Here is a 25,396-nt window from a genome sequence, read left to right as displayed (position 1 = left end):
ACGACGGCGGTTCGCATTTCAGGGGAAGATGCGTGCGCTTACCAGCCCGAGATCGACGACTTGGGCGGCGGCGGGGCGTAGGTGACGCCGCTGTTGGGCGTCATGTCGAAAGGCGGGATGACCAGCACGCCCAGCGGGCGGATAAAGAACGGCAGCACGATGGCGGGATTGAAGGCATCGGTCCAGGTGCCGCGCACGGCGCCGCTGGCGTCGATGTTGCCCTCCCAGTTGCCGGTTACGCGCGTACCATCGTCCGACTCTTCCATCAGGAAAGCGCCGTTTTCCCATTCGCCGGCAAGCAGGCGCACACCGGCGCCGCGGCCGCTGTATTCGCCGCGCACGCTGTCGCGCTCGTCGGGCTTGGGGCCGAGCCGCAGTCGCACGGGCTGGTCGCCGACCTTGCCGACATAGACCGGCAGCGAGGAATACTCGGGGCGCGGCGCCAGCGGCCTGGGCGCGCCGGTCGACAGTGCCGTGCCACGTTTGGCCTCGCCATCGCGGATGGCCTGGTTGATGCCCAGGCTTTCACCGCCAACCGATGCCGCCCCAACCGGGCCGGTCGACAACTCGGTCGCCGGTGCCGCCTGCGCCGTGCCCGCCAGGACGAGCACGGCAGCCAGCGCCGGGACAGACAATTTCAGCAGCACACGGCGCAAGTCGAACCTCAGACGCGTTCGAAGATCGCGGCAATGCCCTGCCCGCCGCCGATGCACATCGTCACCAGCGCGTAGCGGCCTTGCACCCGTTGCAGCTCGTACAGCGCCTTGACCGTGATCAGCGCGCCGGTGGCGCCGATCGGGTGGCCCAGCGAGATGCCCGAGCCATTCGGGTTGACCTTGGCCGGGTCCAGGCCCAGCGCCTTGGTCACGGCGCAGGCCTGCGCGGCGAAGGCCTCGTTGGCTTCGATCACGTCCAGGTCCGCCACCTGCAGGCCGGCGCGTTCCAGCGCGATCTTCGTCGCCGGCACCGGGCCGATGCCCATGGTCTTCGGATCGACGCCGGCATGGCCGTACGAGACCAGGCGCGCCAGCGGCTTCAGGCCGCGGCGCTCGGCCTCGGCGCGCTCCATCATCACCACTGCGGCGGCGGCATCGTTCAGGCCCGAGGCATTGCCGGCCGTGACGGTGCCGTTTTCCTTGGCGAACACCGGCTTGAGCTTGGTCATGTCGTCCATGGTCGCGTCATGGCGCACGTGCTCGTCGGTGTCGAACGTCACATCGCCCTTGCGGCCCTTGCTCACCACCGGGACGATCTGGTCCCTGAAATAGCCGGCCTTGATCGCGGCGGACGCGCGGCGGTGCGATTCCAGCGCGGCTTCGTCCTGCTGCGCACGCGAAATGTCGTATTCCCTGGCCACGTTCTCGGCCGTGACACCCATGTGGATGCGGTGGAACGGGTCGTGCAGCGCGCCCAGCATCATGTCGACCAGGCCGGCGTCGCCCATGCGGGCGCCCCAGCGGGCCGCGGGCGCCAGGTACGGGGCGCGGCTCATGCTTTCGGCACCGCCGCCGATGGCGACGTTGGCATCGCCCAGCAGGATGGTCTGCGCGGCGCTGACGATGGCCTGCAGGCCCGAGCCGCACAGGCGGTTCACGGTCAGCGCGGGCGCGTTGATCGAAACCCCGCCGTTGACCGCGGCAACGCGGCCCAGGTACATGTCGCGCGGCTCGGTCTGGATCACGTTGCCGAACACCACGTGGCCGACGTCGTCGCCGGATACCTGCGCGCGGGCCAGCGCCTCGCGCACCACCAGCGCGCCCAGTTCGGCCGGCGCCACGTCCTTCAGGCTGCCGCCAAAGGTCCCGATCGCGGTACGGACACCGCTCACCACTACGACTTCACGCGTCATGACTTGTCTCCCAGGAGGTTTGTTGCGCTGCACAGTATAGCGGCGCCCGCGCAGAAACGAACGACCGTACTTTTACCTAATCGCGCCGCGCCCCGCCTCGTCCGGCAGGACTAGCTCAGACCTCGCCCCACAGGTCGTGACCATCGGCGCCCGTGATCTTCACGTCGACGAACTCGCCTGCGCGATAGCGCTGCGAGGTACGCTCCGGCGGCGCGATATAGACCAGGCCGTCGATTTCCGGCGCATCCGCCGACGAACGGCCGATGCCGCCGTCCTGGTTGACCTCGTCGACCAGCACGCGCAGGGTCTGGCCGACCTTGCGCTGCAGCCGGCGCGCGGACACTTCCTCGGCCACTTCCATGAAGCGGGCGCGGCGCTCCTCGCGCACCTCGTCGGGCAGCGCGCCCGGCAGGTCGTTGGCCGTGGCGCCTTCCACCGGCGAGTATGCAAAGCAGCCGACGCGGTCCAGCTCGGCCTCGGCGATAAAGTCCAGCAGCGTCTGGAACTCGGCCTCGGTCTCGCCCGGGAAGCCGGCGATAAAGGTGCTGCGGATGGTCAGCTCGGGGCAGATCTCGCGCCAGGCACGGATGCGGTCCATGGTCTTTTCGGCGTTGGCCGGGCGCTTCATGCGCTTGAGCACGTCCGGGTGGGCGTGCTGCAGCGGCACGTCCAGGTACGGCAGCACGTGGCCGTTGTTCATCAGCGGGATGATCTCGTCGACGTGCGGGTACGGATAGACGTAGTGCAGGCGCACCCAGGCGCCGTACTGCGCGGCCAGTTCGCCCAGCGCCGCCACCAGTTCGGTCATGCGGGTCTTGAGCGGACGGCCGTTCCAGAAGCCGGTGCGGTACTTGACGTCGACGCCATAGGCACTGGTGTCCTGCGAGATCACCAGCAGTTCCTTGACGCCGGCCTTGAACAGATTCTCGGCCTCCAGCATGACCTCGGCCACCGGGCGCGACACCAGGTCGCCACGCATCGACGGGATGATGCAGAACGAGCAGCGATGGTTGCAGCCTTCCGAAATCTTCAGGTAGGCGTAGTGCTTGGGCGTCAGCTTGATGCCGGCGGCCGGCACCAGGTCGGTAAACGGGTCGTGCGGCTTCGGCAGGTGCGTGTGCACGGCCTGCATCACTTCGCCCAGCGCATGCGGGCCGGTCACGGCCAGCACCTTGGGGTGCACCGACGACACGATGTCGTGCCCCGCCGCATCCTTCTTGGCACCGAGGCAGCCGGTCACGATGACCTTGCCGTTCTCGGTCAGCGCCTCGCCGATGGCGTCCAGGCTTTCCTGCACAGCCTCGTCGATAAAGCCGCAGGTATTGACCACCACCAGGTCGGCGCCGTCATAGGTGCCGCTGATGGCATAGCCCTCGGCGCGCAGCTGGGTGATGATCTGCTCGGAGTCGACCAGGGCCTTGGGACAGCCGAGCGAAACGAAACCCACGCGCGGACTACTGTCTTTCTGGGTCGTTGATTCTGAAGGGTTTTTCACGGTGCGATACGAATGTGGGGCAGGCGCGGCGGAGTATATCCGGTTATCGCGCGGGCGATCGGGCGCCAGGCGATGCAGGCCAATCGCGTATTTTACCCGTTTGCCAGTCTTTGCCGGCGCCTGACGCCACACTTGATGGCTGGTTCAGCCAGGAATCGGAGAGGCGCCGGGAACACTCAGCAGCAGACGCGCGATCTCGGCCGAGTCCTGCATGCGCCGGATTGCGTCATGCAGTTCGGTGGCCTGCGGCCAGGTCCGCTTCAGGTAGCTGAGCCAGAGCTTGACCCGGCCGTGCTCATGGCAGGACGAGATCCGTTCGTGCAGCTTCTTCAGGTACAGCGAGATCTGGCGCAGCACCAGCGGCCATTCGGCGGCGGACGGCGTGCGCTCCATCTGGCCGCGGATGCGCCGGACCAGGAAAGGGTCGGAGACCGCGCCGCGCCCGATCATCACATCGTCGCAACCGGTCACTGCGCAACAGCGCTCCCAGTCGGCGACGGTCCAGACGTCGCCGTTGGCAATGACCGGAATGTCGATGGCCTCGGCGATCCGCGCGATCCACTCCCAATGCGCGGGCGGCCGGTAGCCGTCGTCGCGCGTGCGCGCATGCACCACCAGCGACGCCGCCCCGCCCTCCGCCAGCGCGGCGGCGCAGTCCAGCGCGAGAGCGGTATCGGAAATGCCCAGCCGCATCTTGGCGGTCACGGAGATATGCGCCGGCACCGCGGCGCGTACTGCGGCCACGATGCGGTTCAGCAAGTCAGGTTGCCCGAGCAGCATGGCGCCGCCGCCATGCCGGTTGACGACCTTCGCCGGACAGCCGAAATTCAGGTCGATGCCGTGGGGCGACAAGGTCGCGGCATACGCGGCATTGCGCGCCAGCCATTCTGGGTCGCTGCCTAGCAGCTGGATCACCATCGGCGTACCGCTGTTGGTGTAGCCGCCCTGCAGGGTTTCGGGCGTATCGCGCTCATAGACACGGGCGGGAAGCAGCGAGCCCGTCACCCGCACGAACTCCGACACGCAGCCGTCGTAGCCGCCAAGGCCAGTCAGCACGTCGCGCAGGACGTAGTCCGCAAGCCCCTCCATCGGAGCGAGGATCAGCCGGCTCATGATCAGGAGTGCGCCAGGCGGCGTGCGCCGGCTTCGCGGGCGCATAAATGGCAAGGACGGTGGATTCTGGAAGGCATCGGGATTCGCGCTATGCAGGCGAGTCCGCAAATGAGCCGCCAGTTCAGGAGGTCGGCATTTTAACCGCTTTGGCCGCTGCGCTGCACGACGGGGCTGTTTATCGACAGCGCACAGGAAAAGCGGCAGGCCGAACGGCCCGCCGCCACGTCGATTACTTCTTGTCCGGCTGGTTGAACGGGAACGTCCCGAACATATTCTTGGCCTGGTTCTGCATCTGTTCCTGCATCTGCACGAACAGGTTCTTGCTCTGCTCGATGTAGTTGCTCATCATGCCCTGCATCATCGGGCCCTGCATGTTCATGAACTGCGACCACATGTCGGGGCTGAAGGCCTCGCCCGAATACAGGCCCTTGGAATTCTCGGCCAGCTTGTTCTGGATATCGATAAAGGCCTGGATGTTCTTTTCCAGGTAGGTGCCCATCATGCCCTGCATGGCATGGCCGTAGAACCGGATGATCTGCGACAGCATGGCACTGGAGAACATCGGCACGCCGCCGGTCTCTTCTTCAAGGATGATCTGCAGCAAGATGCTGCGGGTCAGTTCATCCCCCGACTTGGCGTCAACGACCTTGAATTCTTCGGAATCCATGACCAGCTGCTTGACGTCAGCCAGGGTGATATAGGTGCTGGTCTGGGTGTCGTAGAGCCTGCGGTTCGGATACTTCTTGATCAGTCGCTCTGCGCCTTTTTTGGTCGTGGCCATCGGTGCTCTGTCCTTGTGTCGTCGCTGATTGCGCGCTGCTGCACCGCATGGGGTGCACTGCGCAAATCGGTACCGCCTGCGCCATCTGTGTTTGTCGTGTCGGCTTGCCGCGGCGTGTTCGCGCATGGCTGCGCGTTGCGGCTTCGCCACCTCGCCCCCGCGAGGGCCGCACTGCACGACTATGGTGCTGGCTGCGCCGCTGCCCTGATTCTATGCCCAACACAGCACTAAGAAAAGCGACCCAGCTTAAGGAAAACCCGGTAAACCCACGCCAAATCGGCAGACAAACCGCTGCGCGGAAATGATTCGCGGGCCCTTGCGGCCCGCGAAAGAGACAGCGAAACCAAACCTCCGCCGCCTTGTGCGCCGCGCTGGCTGCACCGCAAAATGCGGCCGCCGGCGCGGTTGCCGATCACGCCGGCAGGTCAGCCCATGTGCAGGCCGCCGTTCAGCGAGAAGTCGGCGCCGGTCGAGAAACCGGACTCATCGGACGACAGCCAGGCGCAGATCGAAGCGATCTCGTCCGGCTCGCCCAGGCGCTTCACCGGGATCGTGGCGACGATCTTGTCGAGCACGTCCTGGCGGATCGCCTTGACCATGTCGGTGGCGATATAGCCCGGCGAAACGGTGTTGACCGTCACACCCTTGGTCGCCACTTCCTGCGCCAGCGCCATGGTGAAGCCGTGCAGGCCGGCCTTGGCGGTGGAGTAGTTGGTCTGGCCGAACTGGCCCTTCTGGCCGTTCACCGACGAGATATTGACGATCCGGCCCCAGCCACGGTCGACCATGCCGTCGATCACCTGCTTGGTGACGTTGAACAGCGAGGTCAGGTTGGTGTCGATCACCGCATCCCAGTCGGCGCGCGTCATCTTGCGGAACACCACGTCGCGCGTGATGCCGGCGTTGTTGATCAGCACATCGACCTCGCCAACCTCGGCCTTGACTTTGTCGAAAGCGGCCTTGGTCGAATCCCAGTCGGCAACGTTGCCTTCCGAGGCAACGAAATCGAAACCGAGCGCCTTCTGCTGCTCGATCCACTTTTCACGGCGCGGCGAGTTGGGGCCGCAGCCGGCCACCACACGAAAGCCATCCTTGGCCAGGCGCTGGCAAATGGCGGTCCCGATGCCGCCCATGCCGCCGGTCACATACGCAATGCGCTGAGTCATGTCCACTCCTTGATTGGCTCTTCGTTATCGTTGCCGGGCCCGCGAGGACCGCTGGCCCGGCCTACTGCTGATTCGTTGCCGCTTGATACCGAACTGGTTGCGGATCAGTTGCGCTCAACCGCCAGCGCCACGCCCATGCCGCCGCCGATGCACAGCGAGGCCAGGCCCTTCTTGGCGTCGCGGCGCTTCATCTCGTGCAGCAGCGTCACCAGGATACGGCAGCCCGATGCACCAATCGGGTGACCGATGGCGATGGCGCCGCCGTTGACGTTGACCTTGGAGGTATCCCAGCCCATCTGCTGGTGCACCGCCAGCGCCTGCGCGGCAAAGGCCTCGTTGATTTCCATCAGGTCGAGGTCCTGCGGCGTCCAGCCGGCACGCGACAGCGCGCGCTTGGAAGCCGGCACCGGGCCCATGCCCATCACCTTGGGATCGACGCCGGCGTTGGCGAAGCTCTTGATCGTGGCCAGCGGCGTCAGGCCCAGTTCCTTGGCCTTGGCCGCCGACATCACCACCACCGCGGCGGCGCCGTCGTTCAGGCCCGAGGCATTTGCCGCGGTCACCGAGCCGGCCTTGTCGAAGGCGGGCTTCAGGCCGGACATGCTGTCCAGCGTGGCGCCTTGGCGGACAAACTCGTCGGTCTTGAACGCGACCGGGTCACCCTTGCGCTGCGGGATCAGCACCGGCACGATTTCCTCGTCGAACTTGCCGGCCTTCTGCGCGGCCTCGGCCTTGTTCTGCGAGCCGACGGCAAATTCATCCTGCGCCTCGCGCGTGATGCCGTATTCCTTGGCGACGTTCTCGGCGGTAATGCCCATGTGGTACTGGTTGTACACATCCCACAGGCCATCGACGATCATGGTGTCGACCAGCTTGGTATCGCCCATGCGGAAGCCGTCGCGCGAGCCCGGCAGCACGTGCGGAGCGGCGCTCATGTTTTCCTGGCCGCCGGCCACCACGATCTCGGCGTCGCCGGCAGCGATGGCATTGGCCGCCAGCATCACGGCCTTCAGGCCCGAGCCGCAAACCTTGTTGATGGTCATGGCCGGCACCATAGCCGGCAGGCCGGCCTTGATCGACGCCTGGCGCGCCGGGTTCTGGCCCGAGCCGGCGGCGAGCACCTGGCCCATGATGACTTCGCTGACTTGTTCCGGCTTGATGCCGGCACGCTCCAGCGCCGCCTTGATGACTACTGCGCCCAGTTCGGGGGCCGGGATCTTGGCCAGCGATCCGCCAAACTTGCCTACTGCGGTACGGGCCGCGGAAACGATGACAACGTCAGTCATGGTGTAGTCCTTTCGATGGAAATGGAAAGCCTGCGCGGCAGCCGATGCCGCCAGTGTGGCGGCCCGGCCATCATGCAAGCATCATGCCTTGGCTTTGACGTAACGCCCAGGCGCGGGTTCGATCACGGGATAGCGCGCGTTGCCGTACTCGGCGGGCGCGGCGCGCTTGGCACCGGCATGGCCGGCAAGCCATGCCATCCAGTCTGGCCACCAGCTGCCGTGGTGCTCGGTGGCATCGGCCAGCCATTGCTGCGGCGATGCCGCCAGCTTGTCGTTGGTCCAGTGGCTGCGCTTGTTCTTGGCCGGCGGGTTGATCACGCCAGCGATATGCCCGGATGCGCCCAGCACGAAGCGCACCTTGTTCTTCAGCAGCGCGGTCGAGGCATAGGCGGCGGTCCACGGCACGATATGGTCCTCGCGCGAGCCGTAGAGATACGTCGGCGTGTCGATGCTGCCCAGGTCGACCGGCACGTTGCACACGGTCAGCTTGTTGGGCACCTTCAGCTCGTCCTGCAGGTAGGTGTGGCGCAGGTACCAGCAGTACCACGGGCCCGGCAGGTTGGTGGCGTCGCCATTCCAGAACAGCAGGTCGAACGGCACCGGCGTGTTGCCCTTCAGGTAGTTGTCGACCACGTAGTTCCACACCAGGTCGTTCGGGCGCAGGAACGAGAAGGTATTGGCCAGCTCCAGCCCGCGCAGCAGCGAGCAGGGTGCGCCGGCACCACCGCCCAGCGTGGCTTCGCGCAGCTGCACATGGGCTTCGTCCACGAACACGTCGAGGATGCCGGTATCGGCGAAATCGAGCAGCGTGGTCAGCAGCGTCAGGCTCGAGGCCGGATGCTCGCCGCGCGCGGCCAGCACTGCCAGCGCGGTCGAGACGATGGTGCCGCCCACGCAGAAGCCCAGCACGTTGATCTGGTCCTGGCCGCCGATATCGCGCGCAACCTCGATGGCCTTGATGGCGCCGTGCTCGATGTAATCGTCCCAGGTGGCGGCCGCAAGGCTGGCATCGGGATTGCGCCACGACACCAGGAACACCGTATGGCCCTGCTCCACCGCATGCCGCACCAGCGAGCTTTCCGGCTGCAGGTCGAGGATGTAGTACTTGTTGATGCACGGCGGCACCAGCAGCAGCGGGCGCGCATGGACCTTGGCGGTCAGCGGCTTGTATTGCAGCAGCTGGAAGTATTCGTTTTCATAGACCACCGCACCTTCGGTCACTGCAACGTTGCGGCCGACCTCGAACGCGGTCTCGTCGGTCTGCGAAATCTTGCCGCGCGTCAGGTCTTCGAGCATGTTGCGCACGCCGGCGCGCAGCGATTCGCCGCCCGATTCGATCAGCAGCCGCTGCGCTTCGGGGTTGGTGACCAGGAAATTGGCCGGCGACATGGCATCGACCCATTGCGAGATCGCAAAGCGGATGCGCTGGCGTGTCTTGGCATCGGCCTCGACAGCGTCGGCCAGCTCGGTCATGGCGCGTGCGTTGAGCAGGTAGAACGCGGCGGCGAAGCGATAAGGAACGTTATTGCGCCACGCCTCGCCGGCGAAGCGCCGGTCATGCAGCGGCCCCGCGGCGTCGGGATTACCCTCGGCCATGGCCTGCCACAAGGCCACGAAGTCGTTCATGTAGCGCTTCTGGATATCGCCCAGTTGCGCCGGGGCGATCTTCATGCCTGCGAGCGCGTCCAGGCCCGGAATGCCTGCGACGGCCGCATGGCCGTTACCTCCTGTGCCCTGCCACTGGCGGGACCATTCCAGCCATGTGGCTGGATCGAATGGCCCCGGCGTGAACTTGAACGGTTGGGACTTGCCTTCCTGGATGGAAGCTGCCGCACCTTTGCCGGTCGCCATGATGTGAATTGTCTCTCTGCCGTCACTATACGAACCGGCTCCGGGCATTGCCCTGGCCGGCACTTTTGCATTGGGAGATGCTATCCGGATGGACCCGGCGCGCGCCTCACCCGAACCGGGCAGGCTAGCCAGATAATTCGCCGGAACCCCGGCGCCGCGCTTGCGCGGCGGATTCCGCCCATCCCGATAGCAACTCCCTTTTTACCGGCTACCGCGGCGCTCTGGCTGGCAACGCCATGCGGTATGCTTGCCGGCAAAAACCCTTGGAATCGTCAGCGATCCCGAGACATTTGAGGCCATTGTTGCCTTGCAACGTATGTACTGTCAATGTGGAAATCCGTCCTGGCGAAACGGGCTCCCCGACCTACCGGACGGTATGCCGCGCCTGCCTCCGCCGAGGCTCCGCAGGATAGGCGAGAAGGATGAAAATTTTATGTACATCGTAGCCATTGGCTGGCTCTATGTCGCGCTGATGATGGCGATCACCGAGCACACGGTGGTGGCGGGCGTCGCCACGTTCGTGTTCTATGGGCTGGCGCCGGTGGCACTGGTGCTGTACATCCTGGGCACGCCGGCGCGGCGGCGGCGCAAAGCGCAAGCCGAGCGCGCGGCGCAGGCCGGCGGCAATGCGCCGCCGGTGGCGGAAACACCGCCGGAGAAGTAGGACTGACGCCTCAGTCGGCCAGCCAGACCAGGCTGGCCATGCGGCCGGTCACGCCGTCGCGGCGATAGGAGTAGAAGCGCGCTGCGTCGGTGACGGTGCAGGCATCACCGCCATACACCTCGGTGCAGCCGGCCCGTGCCAGCCGCGTGCGCGCGAGTGCATAGATGTCGGCCAGGTACTTGCCCGGGGCACCGGCACGGAAAGCCGCCGCAACAGCGGCCTGCTCGCCGGCATGCGCCTGCGCCAGGAAGGCGTCGCGCACCTCGGCGCCGACCTCGAACGCATCCGGCCCGATGGCCGGACCCAGCCACGCCAGCCAGCGCTGGTCCTGACCGCCGGCCGCGGCCTGCATGCGGGCCAGCGTGGCTTCGATAACGCCATTGCACAGCCCGCGCCAGCCGGCGTGCGCCGCACCCACCACCGTGCCTTGCGCATCGCACAGCAGGACCGGCAAGCAGTCGGCCGTCATCACGGCGCAGACATGGCCCGGTGCGCTCGCGACACTGGCATCGGCCTGCGGGGCCCGATCGCCTGCACCGGCCACGTGGCCGGCCGTGACCACGGCGCAGCCATGCACCTGGTCAAGCCAGCGCGGCATCGACGGCAGGTGCGCGGCCAGCCGTTCCCGATTGCGCGCGACGTCCGCCGGATCGTCGCCCACATGCGTGCCCAGGTTGAGCCCGCCCGGCATGCCGCCGGCAAGCCCGTACGGTCCCTGGCTGACGCCGCCATGGCGTGTGGTCGAGAGCGCGCGCACGCGCGCCGGCGCCGACCAGCCGGGCACCAGCCATTGGGAGTCAGGCGTCGCGCTCATCGTCTTCATCCTCGTCACCCTCGCCGGCATATTCCCAGTGGGCTTCACCGCCTTCCCACACCTCGTCCCAGGCCTCTTCTTCCTCTTCATCCTGCGCGCTTTCGAAGTCGAGCGCATCGACCAGTGCCTGCAGGTCCGCCGGCGGCTGCGCGGTCCACGACATGTGCCGGCCGGTGGCCGGATGCACCAGGCCAAGCTTGTACGCATGCAGCGCCTGGCGCTCGAACGGCACCGGCAGCGGCACGCGGATGGCCGGACGCTGGCCGCGCTGGGTCGCGCGGAAGTAGACCGGATCGCCCACCAGCGGATGGCCGATCGATTCGAAGTGCACGCGGATCTGGTGCGTGCGCCCGGTCTCGAGCTTGCACATCACCATCGAGACAAAGCTGCGGCCCAGCGGCACCGTGGCCAGCGTGCGGAAATGCGTGCGCGAGGGCTTGCCGCTGGCCGTATGCACCACCGCCATGCGCGTGCGTTCGCGCGCGTCGCGGCCGATCGGCGCGTCGATGGTGCCCTCGTCGTAGGTGCGGCCCCACACCAGCGCAATGTACGTGCGCTTGACCGTGCGCGCCTGCAGCTGGCGCACCAGGTCGGTCTGCGCGGTCAGGGTGCGCGCGACCACCATCAGGCCAGATGTTTCCTTGTCGAGCCGGTGCACGATGCCCGCACGCGGCAGGGCGCTGGCGGCCGGGTCGCGATGCAGCAGCCCGTTGAGCACGGTGCCGCTCCAGTTGCCGGCGGCCGGATGCACCACCAGCCCGGCGGGCTTGTTGATGATCAGCAGCGTGTCGTCTTCATAGACCACGTCCAGCGGCACATCTTCCGGCGCAAAGGCAGAAGATTCGGGCGCGGCCTGCGGCTGCACCTCGATGCGGTTGCCCATCTGCACCGCATCGCGCGGGCGCCGCACCTGGCCGTCAACGCGCACCGCGCCGCTTTCGATCCACTGCTGCAGGCGGCTGCGCGAGAACTCGCTGAAGTGACGCGCGAGCAATTTGTCGAGGCGTTCGCCATGCGCGGCACTGTCCACCTCCAGGGACAGCGTTACCCCGGCCTCGGCGCCCAGCGCGGCATTGGCCGGCGCGGCCTCGGCAAGGTCCTCGAATTCCTCGGAATCGGCCACGGCTGCGGCGGCGCGCACCTGTTCGGGTGGCAGTCCTCCCACACCCGCGCCCGGTCGGGCTTGAGGTTGGGGGCTTGGGCTATAATGCTTGACGCTATTTTTCTTCATCCGGGATACGATTGCCCATGCAATTGCAGAGCATGAAACGCGCGCCGTGGCGCGCGACAATTGGAGCGGTTCTGCTCGCAGGCGGCTGCGTCATGCTGTCGGCATGCGGCCTGCTGGCGGACCAGCCCGACGAAACTGCCGGCTGGTCGGCCAACAAATTATATTCGGAAGCCAAGGACGCACTGGATGGCGGCGACTACACCCGCGCCGTCAAGCTGTACGAAAAGCTCGAAGGCCGCTATCCGTTCGGGCGCTATGCGCAGCAGGCGCAGATCGACACCGCCTACGCCAACTACAAGGACGGCGAGACGGCCGCAGCGCTGGCCGCGGTGGACCGCTTTATCCAGCTGCACCCGAACCACCCCAACATCGATTACGCCTACTACCTCAAGGGGCTGATCAACTTCAACGACAACCTGGGCTGGCTGGGCCGCTTCTCCGGCCAGGACCTGAGCGAGCGCGACCCCAAGGCCGCACGCGCCGCCTACGACGCGTTCAATACGCTGGTCACCAAGTACCCGGACAGCAAGTACGCCCCCGACGCCGCGCTGCGCATGCAGTACATCGTCAACTCGCTGGCCCAGCACGAGGTGCATGCCGCGCGCTACTACTACAAGCGCGGCGCCTACCTGGCCGCGGTGAACCGCGCGCAGCAGGCGCTGAAGGACTATGACGGCGCGCCGGCTAACGAGGAAGCGCTATACATCATGATCCGTTCGTACGATGCGCTGGGCATGAAGGACCTGCGCGACGATACCGCCCGCGTGATGGAGAAGAACTTCCCGGAAAGCGACTTCATCAAGTACGGCGAACGCCGCAAGGACAAGTCCTGGTGGGAAGTGTTCTGAACCTCGCCAACGCCCACGGGCGGCGATAAAAAAACGGGACGTGTCGCATGACCGTCCCGTTTTTGCTTTCCAGGGGTGCGCCCTTCAGTCTTCCGCGCCCGCTTCCGCGGCACGCGCCGCCTTGCCCTCCCCGCGCAGCGATTCCAGGAAGCGCACCACCGTGGCCGCCTCGCGCGTGCGCGTGAACGGCGGCAGGCTCTGCCAGATCTGGCGGCCATAGGGCTTTTCCACCAGCCGGGTGTCGAAGATGGCCAGCACGCCGCGGTCGGACTCCGAGCGGATCAACCGCCCCGCGCCCTGCTTCAGCGTGATCACCGCATGCGGCAGCTGGTGCGCGGCAAACGGACTCAGCCCCTTCTTCTGCAGCACTTCCATGCGCGCGGCCAGCACCGGGTCGTCGGGCGGCGCGAACGGCAGCTTGTCGATGATCACCAGCGACAGCGCCTCGCCGCGCACGTCCACCCCTTCCCAGAAACTCTGGCTGCCCACCAGCACGGCGTTGCCCAGTTCGCGGAAGCGATCGAGCAGCTCGGTGCGGCTGGCCTGGCCCTGCACCAGCAGCGGCAGGTTCAGCCCGCGCTCGGCGAAGGCGTCGTAGAGCAGGTCGGAGGCGCGCTGCACCGCGCGCAGCGTGGTGCACAGCAGGAAGGTGCGCCCGCCGGCCGCTTCGATCAGCGGCAGCGCGGCCTGCACCACGGCATCGGTGAACTGCGGCGACTGCGGCGCGGGCATGTCGCGCGGCACATACAGCAGCCCCTGCTTCGCGTAGTCGAACGGACTCGGCAGCGTCAGCGAACGGTCCTTGTCGAGACCAAGCTGGGCTGCATAGTGCGTAAAGTTGCCCTTGACCGACAGCGTGGCCGAGGTAAAGACCCACGCACGCGGCTGGCCGCCGCGCTGGCGCGAGAAAATCGGCGCGATCGACAGCGGGGTTCGGTGCAGCTGCACGGTGTGGGAGAACACTTCGACCCAGCGTACGGTTTCAGCGGGCGCCGGCGTCTGGGCTGCCTCGCCGCCTTCACTGCCCTCGCCTGCCGGTGCGGCGGGCGCGGCAACGACATCGCTGCGCCATGCCGCCAGCCGCTCGGCCAGCTCCAGCGCGCGCCGGTGGCACTGCTGCAGCGATTCGGCGCGCTCCGCCTGGCTTTCCAGCATTTCGACGAAGGCGGACAGCGCCTCGTCCAGCGCATCGAGCGTTTCATTGAAGGGCTCGGCAATGCGGCGGTCGGCCTCGATCTGGCCCAGCGCCAGCCGCGCGTTGTCCTTGCCGAACGCCAGCCGCAGGTCGCGCGCGGCACGCTCCAGCGGCGCGCCCAGCGCCACCCAGTCGACCGCATCGCGCGCATGCGACAGGCCTTCGGCCACCGTGTCGCGGGCCAGCTCGAGCAGCTGGCTGGTCGACAGCGTCTCGCCGAAGAACAGCGTCGCAGTCTCGGGCAGCTGGTGCGCTTCGTCGAAGATCACGGTGTTGGCGGCAGGCAGCAGCTCGGCCATGCCGGTATCGCGCAGCACCACGTCGGCGAAGAACAGGTGATGGTTGACCACCACCACGTCGGCCTGCTGCGCTTCCTTGCGCGCGCGCATCACGAAGCAGTCCTTGTAGAACGGGCACTCCGAGCCCAGGCAGTTGTCGCGCGTCGACGTCACCATCTGCCACACCGGCGCGTTCTCGGGCACGGCGGCCAGCTCGGCCTTGTCGCCGGTCTTGGTTTCCTTGACGAAGCGACCGATGTCACGCAGCCACGCGGCGTCCTGGCGCGATGCCAGCCGCCCGGCCGCCTGCGCGCGTTCGAGGTGATAGTGACAGACGTAGTTGGCGCGGCCCTTGAGCAAGGCCACCGAGACCGGCACGTTCAGCGCATGGCGCACCGTCGGGATATCGCGCAGGAACAGCTGGTCCTGCAGGTTCTTGGTGCCGGTGGACAGGATGACCTTGCCGCCCCACAACATGGCCGGCACCAGGTAGGCGTAGGTCTTGCCGGTGCCGGTGCCGGCCTCGACGATGACGGTGTCGTTGGACGCGATCGCCTCGGCGACGGCATCGGCCATCTTGTGCTGCGAAGCGCGCGGCCGGTAGCCCGGGATGGCCTGCGCCAGCGTGCCGGTATCGGCAAAGATGGTGCCAAGCTCGGCGCTGCGGCTGGCTGCGGCGTCCATGGCGCTGGCGGCGACGTCATGCAGGTCCGTGGCGTCGTCCGCACTGGCGGCATCGTCTTGCTCGGGGGAATCGGAAAGGTCGGACAAGGTGGGGGAATACTTTGTGTAAGCCGCCGGTCGGTGTGCCGGCGGCATCTGGTGCGGGCGGCCCGGATGCTCAGGCCGGCACGTCGGGTTCCAGCTGCAATTGCAGCAGCGTGATGGCGTCCTTCAGCTTCAGCCGGCGCTTCTTCAGGCGGCGCAGTTGCAGCTCGTCATGGACGGCGTCGCTCGCGAGCCGGTCGATCAGGAAGTCCAGGTCGCGGTGCTCGATCTGCAACTCCATGATGCGCCGCTCCAGGGTATTCAGGTTGCTGTCCATGTGCGCCTCCGCTGTACGGTCACAGTGCGATCGGCTCAGAAGCCGAACGGGCGCGGCGCCGACGCCTGGCCCTGCTGCTCCTTGGCCTTGGCGCGCCGCTCTTCCAGTTCCTTCTGGCGCCGCTCGAGGTCGCGTTGCTTGGCCTCGTACGCCTTCACGTTTTCCTCGCGCTGGCGCGCCTGCTCGGCGCCCTTTTGCTGCGCCTCCTTCATCTTGGCGTCATAGTCGGACTGCTTCTGCTGGTACGCCTGCGCATTGGCGGCACGCTGCGGCGCTTCACCCTGGCGTTGCGCGTCGCGCAGTTGCTGTTCCTGCTGCTTCTTCTCGAACGCGGCGCGGCTGGACTGCTCGCTGGCGGCACGCTGCGGCTGGCTGGCCTCGAATTCGGCCCGGCGCAGCGCCTGCTCGCGGTCGCGCTCGGCAGCGCGGTGCGCGCGTTCGGCCTCGCCGACTTCCAGTTCGCGCTTGCGCAGCACCTGCAACTCCTCGCGCTGGACTTCCTTGGCCTTGTCGATGCAGCTGTTGACGAAGAACTTGCTGTAGCACTCGTGCTCGGCCGCGGAAAAACGGTAGTTGGTCCAGGCGCGGGAATCGCCGATGGCCTTGCGTTCGGCACCGAAGTCGCGCGGAGCTCCGGCGGCCGGCGCAGAAGCTTGCGCCAGCGCCGGTCGCACCGGCATCAGCGCGGCGCCGGAGGCGAGCGCCAGCACGGCCAGGCTGGCAGCCTGGAAAAGGACGGATTTCGGCACGTTGGCGACAGTTGGCATGGCCGGCGAGGTGGCGGGAGAAGTTACCGCGGAAGTAGCCAGGGCGGCGGCCTGACGGGGCTTGACGATCATGACGGGATTCTAGCATCCGGGCCGCCTGGCGGCCTGCCCCGCACATGCCGGTAACGCCCCTTGCGCGAAGCCGGCGGCAAGCGTGGCCGAACTGCGGCGCGCTTGTGGCAAAATGCCCCGCTTTCGACCGACTGCGTTTTCAGATGTCCAACCTGCCCGCTTCCGTCTCGCAAAAAATCGTGTCGCTCATCGCGGCTGAACTGTCCGTGCAGCCGCGCCAGGTCGCGGCCGCCGTGGACCTGCTCGACGAGGGCGCCACCGTCCCGTTCATCGCCCGCTACCGCAAGGAAGTGACCGGCAACCTGGACGACACGCAGCTGCGCAACCTGGAAGAGCGACTGCTCTACCTGCGCGACATGGAAGACCGCCGCGCGGCCATCCTGGCGTCGATCCAGGAGCAAGGCAAGCTCACGCCCGAGCTGCAGGCTGCCATCGAGGCCGCCGAAACCAAGCAGACGCTGGAAGACCTCTACCTGCCCTACAAGCCCAAGCGCCGCACCCGCGCCCAGATCGCGCGCGAATGCGGACTGGAACCGCTGGCGCTGGCGCTGCTGGCCGACCCCACGCTGGACCCGCAGGCCGAGGCCGCCAGGTACGTCAACGGCAACCCGACCGCCGACGGCGGCGTGCCCGATGTGAAGGCCGCGCTGGACGGCGCGCGCGACATCCTGTCCGAGCAGTTCGGCGAGACCGCCGAGTTGCTGGGCAAGCTGCGCGAACACCTGTGGAACAACGGCGTGGTCGCCTCCACCGTGATGGAAGGCAAGGAAACCGCCGAGGAAGAGAAGTTCCGCGACTACTACGCCTACAGCGAAACCATCCGCACGGTACCGTCGCACCGCGCGCTGGCGCTGTTCCGCGGCCGCAATTCGGGCGTGCTGATGGTCAAGCTGGGCCTGGGCGAAGAACAGGACGCGCTGGTGCCGCACCCGTGCGAAGGCATGATCGCGCGCCATGTCGGCATCCAGCAGCTGGGCCGCCCCGCCGACAAGTGGCTGGGCGACGTGTGCCGCTGGTGCTGGCGCGTGAAGGTGCAGCCGCACCTGGAAACCGAGCTGCTGACGCAGCTGCGCGAAACTGCCGAAAGCGAAGCCATCAAGGTGTTCGGCCGCAACCTGCATGAACTGCTGCTGGCCGCGCCGGCCGGGCCCAAGGCCGTGATGGGCGTCGACCCAGGCATCCGCACCGGCTGCAAGATCGCGGTGGTCGACAGCACCGGCAAGCTGCTCGACACGGCCACCATCTACCCGCACGAGCCGCGCCGCGACTGGAACGGTTCGCTCGCCACGCTGGCCCGCCTGGCGAAGCAGCACAACGTCGCGCTGGTCTCGATCGGCAACGGCACCGCCAGCCGCGAGACCGACAAGCTGGTGCAGGACCTGATGAAGCAGATGCCCGAGCTGAAGCTGACCAAAATCGTGGTCAGCGAGGCCGGCGCATCGGTCTACTCGGCGTCGGAACTGGCCGCCAAGGAATTCCCGGACCTGGACGTGTCGCTGCGCGGCGCGGTGTCGATCGCACGCCGCCTGCAGGACCCGCTGGCCGAACTGGTCAAGATCGATCCCAAGTCGATCGGCGTGGGCCAGTACCAGCACGATGTGAACCAGCGCGAACTGGCGCGTACCCTCGATGCCGTGGTGGAAGACTGCGTGAACGCCGTGGGCGTGGACGTCAACACCGCCTCGGCGCCGCTGCTGGCGCGCGTATCGGGCCTGAACACGGTGCTGGCGCGCAATATCGTCGAATACCGCGATGCCAACGGCGCCTTTGCCAACCGCAATGCGCTGAAGAAGGTGCCGCGCCTGGGCGACAAGACCTTCGAGCAGGCGGCCGGCTTCCTGCGCATCAACGATGGCGACAACCCGCTGGACCGCTCATCGGTGCACCCGGAAGCCTATCCGGTGGTGCAACGCATCCTGGACGCCATCAAGAAGGGCCTGCGCGACGTGATGGGCAACCGCGAAGCGCTGCGCGGCCTGTCGCCGGAAAAGTTCACCGACGAGTCGTTCGGCCTGCCGACCGTGCGCGACATCCTGTCCGAGCTGGAAAAGCCCGGCCGCGACCCGCGCCCCGAGTTCAAGACCGCGACCTTCCAGGAAGGCGTGGAGGACGTGAAGGACCTGCAGCCCGGCATGGTGCTGGAAGGCGTGGTCACCAACGTGGCGGCGTTCGGCGCGTTCGTCGATATCGGCGTGCACCAGGACGGCCTGGTTCACATCTCGGCGCTGTCGAACAAGTTCGTCAAGGACGCGCACGAAGTGGTCAAGGCCGGCCAGATCGTCAAGGTCAAGGTGATGGAGGTCGACGTCAAGCGCAATCGCATTGGACTGTCGATGCGGCTGGACGACGAGCCGGGCCAGGCGGCACCGCGAGCCGGCGGCGGCGACCGCGGCGGCCAGCGTAACGGCGGCAAGGGCTCCGGCGGCGGCCGCCGCGAGCCGGAGCCGGCGGGCGCGATGGCAGCGGCATTTGCCAAGCTCAAGCGCTGAACGGCACGCTCCACGCTAAATCAAGGTCGCCCCGCACGAAACTGTGCGGGGCGTTTTTCATTGCGCGCCGCCGCGGGCGATCGTCACGACCAGTCCGGTCGCGCCGTCGGTCCGGTTGGCAAAGGCAAGGTCGAGTCCGTGCAGCCTCGCCACGCGCAGGGCGATGGAAACGCCGAGGCCATGCCCATGCTCGCGGTGCGCCCCGCCCCCGCGGAAGAAGCGGTCGCCGAGCCGCGCCAGCACATCGGGCGCGATGCCCGGCCCCTGGTCGCGCACGGAAATACCGCCCGGCTCGAAATCCACCGTGACCAGCGCGCCCGGCGGGCTGTAGCGGATGGCATTGTCGAGCAGGTTGCGCAGCAGCAGGGACAGCAGGTTGGCATCGCCCGCGACCGGCAGCGGTTCGCCGCCCTGCTCCGGCCATTCGAGCTCCACATCGACCTGCTTCTGCTGCGCCAGCGCCAGGCAGTCCGACAGCGCCTGCTGCGCCACCGGCAGCCAGCTGACCGGCTGGCGCGACGGCAGCGCCGAGGCATCCTCCAGCCGGCTCAGCGTCAGCAGCTGCGATACCAGCCGGCTGATGCGGTCGATGCCGGCGGCGACGTTGGCGCGGGCCCGGTCGCGCTCCACGGCGTCCGGCGAGCGCTCGGCAAGCTCCCATTGCGCCCTCAGCGCGGCCAGCGGCGTGCGCATCTCGTGCGCGGCGTCGGCGGTCAGGCGGCGCTCGTGCTCGATCGAATCCGACACGCGCTCCAGCAGCCGGTTCATCGCGTGGACCAGCGGTACCAGCTCGCCAGGCACCGCCGCCAGGCTGAGCGGCTGGCGATCGTCGGGCGCGCGCCGTTCGATGTCGGCCGACAACGCCCGCACCGGCGCCATCGCGCGGCGCGTGAACCAGATCAGCAGCGCGATCAGCAGCGGCAGGCCCGCGGCCCATGGCAGCACCTGCGCGGCGATATAGGACAGGATCAGCTCGTTGCGCTCGGCCAGTTGCTGGCCGACGCAGACACGCCAGCCGGTATCCGGATCGTCGAGGTAGTACAGCCGCCAGCGCTGGTGGTCGAGCACGGTATCGGTAAAGCCCTTCGCGCCCGGCGCGCGCGGCAGCAGGTCGCCCTCCGGATCGATATGCAGCGGCTGCCCGTTTGGCAGCCACGCGGCGATGGCGAGGTCGCCGAGGCCGGCATCGCCCTGGTCGCCTTCCACCAGCTGCGGCAGCCGCGTGCGCGACGGCCCGGCGGCAAGGTCGACCATCGGCGCCACCGAGTGCATCTGCAGCGCCATGCGCACCATGTCGGTGTCATACAGCTCGTTGATCTCATGCCGGGCGCGCACGTAGGTCAGGCCGATGGTCAGCAGCCAGACCACCGGCGTGGCGATCAGCACGGCCAGGATAAGCCGGCGCTGCAGCGTCATTGGCAGTCCTCGGCTGCGCCCAGCGTGTAGCCCGCGCCGCGGAAGGTGCGCACGATCCTGGGATGGATCTTTCGGCGCAGGTGGTGGATGTGGACTTCCAGCGCATTGCTTTCCACGCCGCCCTGCCAGTCATAGAGCTTGTCGCGCAGGAAATCGCGCGTCAGCAGGCGGTTGGGGTGTGCCAGCAGCAACTCGAGCAGCATGGCTTCGCGGCTGGTCAGCTCCACCGGCGTGCCGGCCCAGTATGCCTGCCGGCGGGCGGGATGGAATTCCAGCGCGCCGTGCTTCCACACCGGCGACGACATCCCCACGGCGCGGCGTGTCACGGCGCGCAGGCGCGCGGCCAGTTCGTCGAGCGCGACCGGCTTGACCAGGTAGTCATCGGCGCCGGCATCGAGCCCGCCGATGCGGCTTTCGATCGCATCGCGCGCGGTCAGGACGATCACGGGAATGCGGCAGCCGCGCGCGCGCCAGCGCGCCAGCAGCGCCATGCCGTCCTCGCCGGGCAGGCCGAGGTCCAGCACCACGGCGTCATAGCCGGCCATCTCGAGCGCATGGTCGGCCTCTGCGGCGGTGCTGAACCAGTCGACCGCATAGTCCAGCAGCTGCAGCCCGCGCCGCAGGCCGTCGCCGAGCATGGGGTCGTCTTCAACAATAAGGATTCTCATGTTCCGGGTCGTTATGCGGCCGTCACGCCACGCAGGGGATCGATTGTGCGCTTGCAAGCTTAATGTGCCATTAAGGTTGCCGGCTTATCCTCGCGCTCGCATTGCCAGGCCTTGTCCTGTTCAACGCCGCGCCTGGCGCCGGCGCCGACAAGGCCGTCAACTCTTCCGCCCGCGCCGCCTTGCCGTCACACCTGCCCTCCAGCCCTGCCAGCCCCGCCGTTCTGCCACACGCCGAGCGCCTCGCCGCGCGGCCCGACCATGCCGTGCGCGTGGCAGGCATTCCCGCCATTGCGCTCGCGCTCGCGGTGCTGGCGTTCGCGCTGCTGTGGTTCGGCACGCTGGGGGCACGCCACCTGCTGGGACCGGATGAAGGCCGCTACGCCGAGATCGCGCGCGAGATGCTGGCCACCGGCGACTGGGTCACGATCCGCTATGACGGGCTGAAGTACTTCGAGAAGCCGCCCTTCCACCTGTGGGTGACGGCAGTGTCATATACGCTGTTCGGCATCGGCGAATGGCAGGCGCGGCTGTGCGTCGCGCTTGCCGGCCTGGCCGGCGTGGCGGCATCGATGCTGGCGGCGGCGCGCTGGTTCGGCGCGCGCGCGGGATGGCTGGCGGGGCTGGTGCTGGCATCGGCGCCGATGTGGAATGCCGCGGCACACTTCAATACTCTCGACATGACGCTCTCCGGCGTCCTGGCCTGCGCCCTGGCGGGCATGCTGCTGGCGCAGCACCCCCGCACCACGCCAACGTCGCGACGCAACTGGATGCTGGCATGCTGGACGGCGATGGGTATCGCGCTGCTGACCAAGGGGCTGGTCGGGGTGGTGCTGCCGGGACTGGCACTGGTGGCGTACACCTGCGTCACGCGCGACCTGGCGCTGTGGCGGCGCCTGCATGCGCTGGCGGGCATTGCGGTGATGCTGCTGGTGGCGGTGCCGTGGTACTGGCTGGTGGCACGTCGCAACCCCGAGTTCCTGCACTTCTTCTTCGTGCACGAGCACTGGCAGCGCTACACGTCGACGGTGCATGCGCGCCAGGGTCCGCCGTGGTACTTCGTGCCGCTGGTGCTGGGCGGGTTCATGCCGTGGCTTGGGGTGCTGCCCGCAATGGTCCGCACCGTCAGGCATCGCGCCGGGGCCAGCGTGACCACCGTGACCACCACCATGACAATCGGCCCGGCACCGTTCCAGCCCGCGCTGATGTGCGCTGCGTGGGCATTGTCGATCTTCGCCTTCTTCAGCCTGTCAGGCTCCAAGCTGCCCGGCTACATCCTGCCGGTGTTCCCGGCGCTGGCGATCCTCGCCGGTGCCGCGCTGGCGCAAACCGGCGTGCCGGCGTGGCGCACGCAGCTTTGGGCGATGCTGGCGATCGGCGCGCTCGGGCTGCTGGCGAGTCCCGTGGTGGCGAACCTCGATTCCAACAACACACCGAACGTGCTCTATCGCGCCTACGCCGTATGGGTGGCGATGGCGTTTGCCCTCATCTGCGCCGGCACGCTCGCCGCGCTGTGGCTGCTGCGCCGGCACGGGCGCATGGCAAGCATCACGGCTTACGCGCTGGGCATGCTGCTGGCATTCACCGTTGCCCTGCTCGGCCATGAGGCCATCGGCCGCTCGGCCTCGGGCATCGCCCTGGCTGCGCCGATCGAGCGCGTGCTGCGGCCCGGCATGCCGCTCTATGGCGTGGGCATGCTCGACCATACATTGCCCTTCTACCTGCGGCATCCGCTCACCATGGTGGCGCAGCCCGATGAACTGGCCTTCGGCACGGAGCAGGAGCCGCAGAAGTGGCTGCCGACCATCGACGCCTTTGTCGATGCGTGGCAGCACGGCCCGCGTGCCGTGGCGCTGTTGTCGCCGCGGACGTTTGCCGAACTGAGCGCGCGCGTGCCGATGCATGTGATCGCGCGCGACTGGCGGCGCGTGGCCGTGGCCAACTTCCCCGTCGCCGGCGTGCACTAGCGTGCTGCCGGTGTTTCGTGCCGCACTCGTGCGGCACGCTTCTTTTCGATGCGATCGTCAACACAATGCAAGGCAAGAAAGTACTGATTCTCGGCGTCAACGGCTTCATTGGCCATCACCTGACGCGCCGCATCCTGGAAACCACGCCGTGGGAGGTCTACGGCATGGACATGAACACGGACCGCCTGGGCGACCTCGTCGATCACCCGCGCATGCACTTCTTCGAAGGTGACATCACCATCAACAAGGAGTGGATCGAGTACAACATCCGCAAGTGCGACGTGGTGCTGCCGCTGGTCGCCATCGCCACGCCGGCCACCTACGTGCGCCAGCCGCTGCGCGTGTTCGAGCTGGATTTCGAGGCCAACCTGCCGATCGTGCGCGCCGCGGTCAAGTACGGCAAGCACCTGGTGTTCCCGTCGACCTCGGAGGTCTACGGCATGTGCAGCGACGAGGAGTTCGACCCGGAAGCCTCGCCGCTGGTCTACGGCCCGATCAACAAGCCGCGCTGGATCTATGCCTGCTCCAAGCAACTGATGGACCGCGTGATCCACGCCTACGGCATGGAGCAGGGCCTCCACTACACGCTGTTCCGCCCCTTCAACTGGATCGGCGCGGGGCTGGACTCGATCTTCGAGTCGAAGGAAGGCTCGTCGCGCGTCGTGACGCAGTTCCTCGGCCATATCGTGCGCGGCGAGCCGATCAAGCTGGTCGACGGCGGCGCGCAGAAGCGCGCGTTTGCCGATATCTCGGACGGCATCGGCGCGCTGATGCGCATCATCGAGAACCCGAGCGGCATCGCCAGCGGCAAGATCTTCAATATCGGCAATCCGGCCAACATCCATTCGGTGCGCGAGCTGGCCGAGATGATGCTGAAGATGGCCGCGGACTACCCCGAATACGCCGAGGAAGCGCGCAAGACGCAGATCGTCGAAACCTCGTCGGGCGACTTCTACGGCAAGGGCTACCAGGACGTGCAGCACCGCGTGCCGAAGATCGACAACACCGTCGAGGAACTGGGCTGGAAGCCCGAGGTCACGATGGAGCAGTCGCTGCGCCGCATCTTCGAAGCCTACCGCGGGCACGTGGCCGACGCGCGCACGCTAGTGAACCAGTCGTAGGCGCAGGCAGGCAGGCCACAGGCGCTCGATGTCCTAAGCGTCCGCCCGGTCAAACCCCGCCTTGCGCGCCAGCACGATGGCCTGCGCGCGGTTCTCCACTTCCAGCTTGGCGAAGATGCTGGTGATGTGGTTGCGCACGGTCTTTTCGCACAGGTCCAGGCGCGCGGCGATCTGGGCGTTGTCGCGGCCCTGCGCGATCAGCTCGACGATATCGCGCTCGCGCCGCGTCAGCGCGGTGAAGGCGGGATCGCGCACCGGTGCCGAGGCCGGCAGGAAGGCACGCACCTCGTCGAGCCATCGGTTCCAAGCGGGCTCGGTGTCGAGCAGCAGGTGATTGCCGCTTTCCAGCGGCACGAAGCGCGCGCCGGGAATTTCGCTGGCGATCAGGCGGCCCTCGTCGAACGGCACGCGCGCGTCGCGCACCGCATGCAGCACCAGCGTCGGGCACGTGACCCTCGGCAGCAGTTCGACCACATCGATCTCGTTGAACACGCGCATGAAGCGCGCGGCATTCAGCGGCGACGTGGAGACCCGCTCCAGCTCGTTGAACCACGCATGCTGCTCGGCCGTGCCGCCCGGGATGAACTGGGTCGTGAAGAACTGGCGGAAGGCGGGATTCTCCTGGCCCCAGCCTAGCTCGGCGAGCTTGTTCATCAATTCGGCTTCCTCGCGCAGGCACGGGCTCAGGTTGTCGCGCTTGAGCCGCCCGCGCGCATAACCGCCGTGGAGGATCAGGTGGCTGACGCGCTCGGGGTGCGCCACGGCGTAGGCCACGGCGATCGATGCGCCCTGCGAGATACCCAGCAGCGGGAAATGCTCCACGCCGTTGGCATCGACGATGGTTTCGAGGTCGCGCAGCCACGCGTCGAACGACAGGTCTTCGATATCGCGGTCGGACAGCCCGCAGCCGCGTTCGTCATAGCGGATCAGCGTGTGGTGCGCCGACAGGGCCATGATCATGTGGCTCCACACCGGGCTGTCCACATCGAACTCGAGGTGGCTCATCCAGTTGGCCGCCTTCACCAGCGGCGCGCCGCTGCCCGTGACGGCGTAGGCAAGGCGAACGCCATCCCGGCTGGTGCACAGGCGAATCTGCTGCTTGAACATCGGCATGTCGGGCCGCGCGGTGCTGGGACGGCCTGCCGGCGGCGCGGCCCTCGGGACCGTGCCTGCCAGGCGGGCGCGCCGCGTGACTTCACTAGTGTAGGAAAGGATCGGTGCGGCTTTGCAAGGGATTGCGCAAGCGCGCATGGCGTTGCGCTAATGCACCGGCCCGGCATGAA

Annotated in this window: 21 protein-coding genes; 5 read left to right on the top strand and 16 right to left on the bottom strand. The window is 67.4% G+C overall.

What is annotated here, in order from left to right:
• Positions 1 to 38: 38 nt before the first annotated feature.
• From E0W60_RS17160 to phaC, 8 genes are all read right to left on the bottom strand, one after another.
• A complete protein-coding gene (locus tag E0W60_RS17160; RefSeq protein WP_133096846.1) occupies positions 39 to 656 on the bottom strand; it encodes a hypothetical protein in 618 nt (205 codons plus the stop codon).
• Positions 657 to 664: 8 nt separating this feature from the next.
• Positions 665 to 1,849 carry a beta-ketothiolase BktB gene (gene bktB, locus E0W60_RS17155; RefSeq protein ID WP_135705033.1) on the bottom strand — a complete coding sequence of 395 codons (1,185 nt, stop codon included), beginning with the start codon at positions 1,847 to 1,849 and terminating at the stop codon, positions 665 to 667.
• Positions 1,850 to 1,964: 115 nt separating this feature from the next.
• On the bottom strand, positions 1,965 to 3,344 hold the full coding sequence (rimO, locus tag E0W60_RS17150; protein ID WP_135705032.1) for a 30S ribosomal protein S12 methylthiotransferase RimO: 1,380 nt from the start codon (positions 3,342 to 3,344) through the stop codon (positions 1,965 to 1,967).
• Positions 3,345 to 3,488: 144 nt separating this feature from the next.
• Positions 3,489 to 4,457 carry a tRNA dihydrouridine synthase gene (locus E0W60_RS17145; RefSeq protein ID WP_135705031.1) on the bottom strand — a complete coding sequence of 323 codons (969 nt, stop codon included), beginning with the start codon at positions 4,455 to 4,457 and terminating at the stop codon, positions 3,489 to 3,491.
• A 229-nt stretch (positions 4,458 to 4,686) separates the two neighbouring features.
• Positions 4,687 to 5,238, bottom strand: coding sequence for a polyhydroxyalkanoate synthesis repressor PhaR (phaR, locus tag E0W60_RS17140; protein WP_018004481.1), 552 nt, complete (start codon positions 5,236 to 5,238; stop codon positions 4,687 to 4,689).
• A gap of 425 nt (positions 5,239 to 5,663) precedes the next feature.
• On the bottom strand, positions 5,664 to 6,404 hold the full coding sequence (locus tag E0W60_RS17135; RefSeq protein WP_135705030.1) for a 3-ketoacyl-ACP reductase: 741 nt from the start codon (positions 6,402 to 6,404) through the stop codon (positions 5,664 to 5,666).
• A 104-nt stretch (positions 6,405 to 6,508) separates the two neighbouring features.
• The gene (locus E0W60_RS17130) at positions 6,509 to 7,690 is read right to left on the bottom strand and encodes an acetyl-CoA C-acetyltransferase (RefSeq protein WP_133096841.1); all 1,182 of its coding nucleotides are present in this window, start codon (positions 7,688 to 7,690) and stop codon (positions 6,509 to 6,511) included.
• Between the two features lie 81 nt (positions 7,691 to 7,771).
• Positions 7,772 to 9,541, bottom strand: coding sequence for a class I poly(R)-hydroxyalkanoic acid synthase (gene phaC / locus E0W60_RS17125; RefSeq protein WP_135705029.1), 1,770 nt, complete (start codon positions 9,539 to 9,541; stop codon positions 7,772 to 7,774).
• Between the two features lie 433 nt (positions 9,542 to 9,974).
• Here phaC and E0W60_RS17120 point away from each other — a divergent pair, with 433 nt between their 5' ends.
• Positions 9,975 to 10,205: a hypothetical protein gene (locus E0W60_RS17120; RefSeq protein ID WP_133096839.1), complete on the top strand. Its 231-nt coding sequence runs from the start codon at positions 9,975 to 9,977 to the stop codon at positions 10,203 to 10,205.
• A gap of 10 nt (positions 10,206 to 10,215) precedes the next feature.
• Here the strand turns inward: E0W60_RS17120 and pgeF are convergent, their stop codons facing one another.
• Together pgeF and E0W60_RS17110 are read right to left on the bottom strand one after the other, a co-directional pair.
• A complete protein-coding gene (gene pgeF, locus E0W60_RS17115) occupies positions 10,216 to 11,019 on the bottom strand; it encodes a peptidoglycan editing factor PgeF (RefSeq protein ID WP_135705028.1) in 804 nt (267 codons plus the stop codon).
• Positions 11,003 to 12,250 carry an RluA family pseudouridine synthase gene (locus tag E0W60_RS17110; RefSeq protein ID WP_135705027.1) on the bottom strand — a complete coding sequence of 416 codons (1,248 nt, stop codon included), beginning with the start codon at positions 12,248 to 12,250 and terminating at the stop codon, positions 11,003 to 11,005. Before E0W60_RS17110 ends, pgeF begins: the two co-directional genes overlap by 17 nt.
• Positions 12,251 to 12,267: 17 nt before the next feature.
• Here E0W60_RS17110 and E0W60_RS17105 point away from each other — a divergent pair, with 17 nt between their 5' ends.
• The gene (locus tag E0W60_RS17105) at positions 12,268 to 13,098 is read left to right on the top strand and encodes an outer membrane protein assembly factor BamD (protein ID WP_135705026.1); all 831 of its coding nucleotides are present in this window, start codon (positions 12,268 to 12,270) and stop codon (positions 13,096 to 13,098) included.
• Between the two features lie 84 nt (positions 13,099 to 13,182).
• Here E0W60_RS17105 and E0W60_RS17100 read toward each other — a convergent pair whose 3' ends face one another.
• The 3 genes from E0W60_RS17100 to E0W60_RS17090 form a co-directional block, all read right to left on the bottom strand.
• Entirely contained in the window at positions 13,183 to 15,342 is a 2,160-nt protein-coding gene (locus E0W60_RS17100; protein ID WP_431189908.1) for an ATP-dependent DNA helicase, read from the bottom strand.
• Between the two features lie 70 nt (positions 15,343 to 15,412).
• Positions 15,413 to 15,616, bottom strand: a complete 204-nt coding sequence (locus tag E0W60_RS17095; RefSeq protein ID WP_013956445.1) for a DUF465 domain-containing protein — start codon at positions 15,614 to 15,616, stop codon at positions 15,413 to 15,415.
• 35 nt (positions 15,617 to 15,651) lie between these two features.
• Positions 15,652 to 16,455: a hypothetical protein gene (locus E0W60_RS17090; RefSeq protein ID WP_135705024.1), complete on the bottom strand. Its 804-nt coding sequence runs from the start codon at positions 16,453 to 16,455 to the stop codon at positions 15,652 to 15,654.
• Positions 16,456 to 16,598: 143 nt separating this feature from the next.
• Here E0W60_RS17090 and E0W60_RS17085 point away from each other — a divergent pair, with 143 nt between their 5' ends.
• Positions 16,599 to 18,944 (top strand): Tex family protein, encoded by a 2,346-nt coding sequence (locus E0W60_RS17085; protein ID WP_135705023.1) that lies wholly within the window; start codon positions 16,599 to 16,601, stop codon positions 18,942 to 18,944.
• Between the two features lie 57 nt (positions 18,945 to 19,001).
• Here E0W60_RS17085 and E0W60_RS17080 read toward each other — a convergent pair whose 3' ends face one another.
• Together E0W60_RS17080 and E0W60_RS17075 are read right to left on the bottom strand one after the other, a co-directional pair.
• The gene (locus E0W60_RS17080; protein WP_135705022.1) at positions 19,002 to 20,360 is read right to left on the bottom strand and encodes an ATP-binding protein; all 1,359 of its coding nucleotides are present in this window, start codon (positions 20,358 to 20,360) and stop codon (positions 19,002 to 19,004) included.
• Complete coding sequence (locus E0W60_RS17075) at positions 20,357 to 21,028, bottom strand: response regulator (protein ID WP_133096831.1); 672 nt, start codon at positions 21,026 to 21,028, stop codon at positions 20,357 to 20,359. Before E0W60_RS17075 ends, E0W60_RS17080 begins: the two co-directional genes overlap by 4 nt.
• A gap of 221 nt (positions 21,029 to 21,249) precedes the next feature.
• Here E0W60_RS17075 and E0W60_RS17070 point away from each other — a divergent pair, with 221 nt between their 5' ends.
• A complete protein-coding gene (locus E0W60_RS17070) occupies positions 21,250 to 22,992 on the top strand; it encodes a glycosyltransferase family 39 protein (RefSeq protein WP_135706245.1) in 1,743 nt (580 codons plus the stop codon).
• A 65-nt stretch (positions 22,993 to 23,057) separates the two neighbouring features.
• Positions 23,058 to 24,113 carry a bifunctional UDP-4-keto-pentose/UDP-xylose synthase gene (locus tag E0W60_RS17065; RefSeq protein ID WP_135705021.1) on the top strand — a complete coding sequence of 352 codons (1,056 nt, stop codon included), beginning with the start codon at positions 23,058 to 23,060 and terminating at the stop codon, positions 24,111 to 24,113.
• Between the two features lie 33 nt (positions 24,114 to 24,146).
• Here E0W60_RS17065 and E0W60_RS17060 read toward each other — a convergent pair whose 3' ends face one another.
• A complete protein-coding gene (locus E0W60_RS17060; RefSeq protein WP_135705020.1) occupies positions 24,147 to 25,226 on the bottom strand; it encodes an alpha/beta fold hydrolase in 1,080 nt (359 codons plus the stop codon).
• Positions 25,227 to 25,396: the final 170 nt, after the last annotated feature.

It is taken from the genome of Cupriavidus oxalaticus, assembly GCF_004768545.1.
Taxonomy (GTDB): domain Bacteria; phylum Pseudomonadota; class Gammaproteobacteria; order Burkholderiales; family Burkholderiaceae; genus Cupriavidus; species Cupriavidus oxalaticus_A.
Note: the sequence above shows the minus strand (reverse complement) of the source record. Positions and strands in the feature narration are given on the sequence as shown.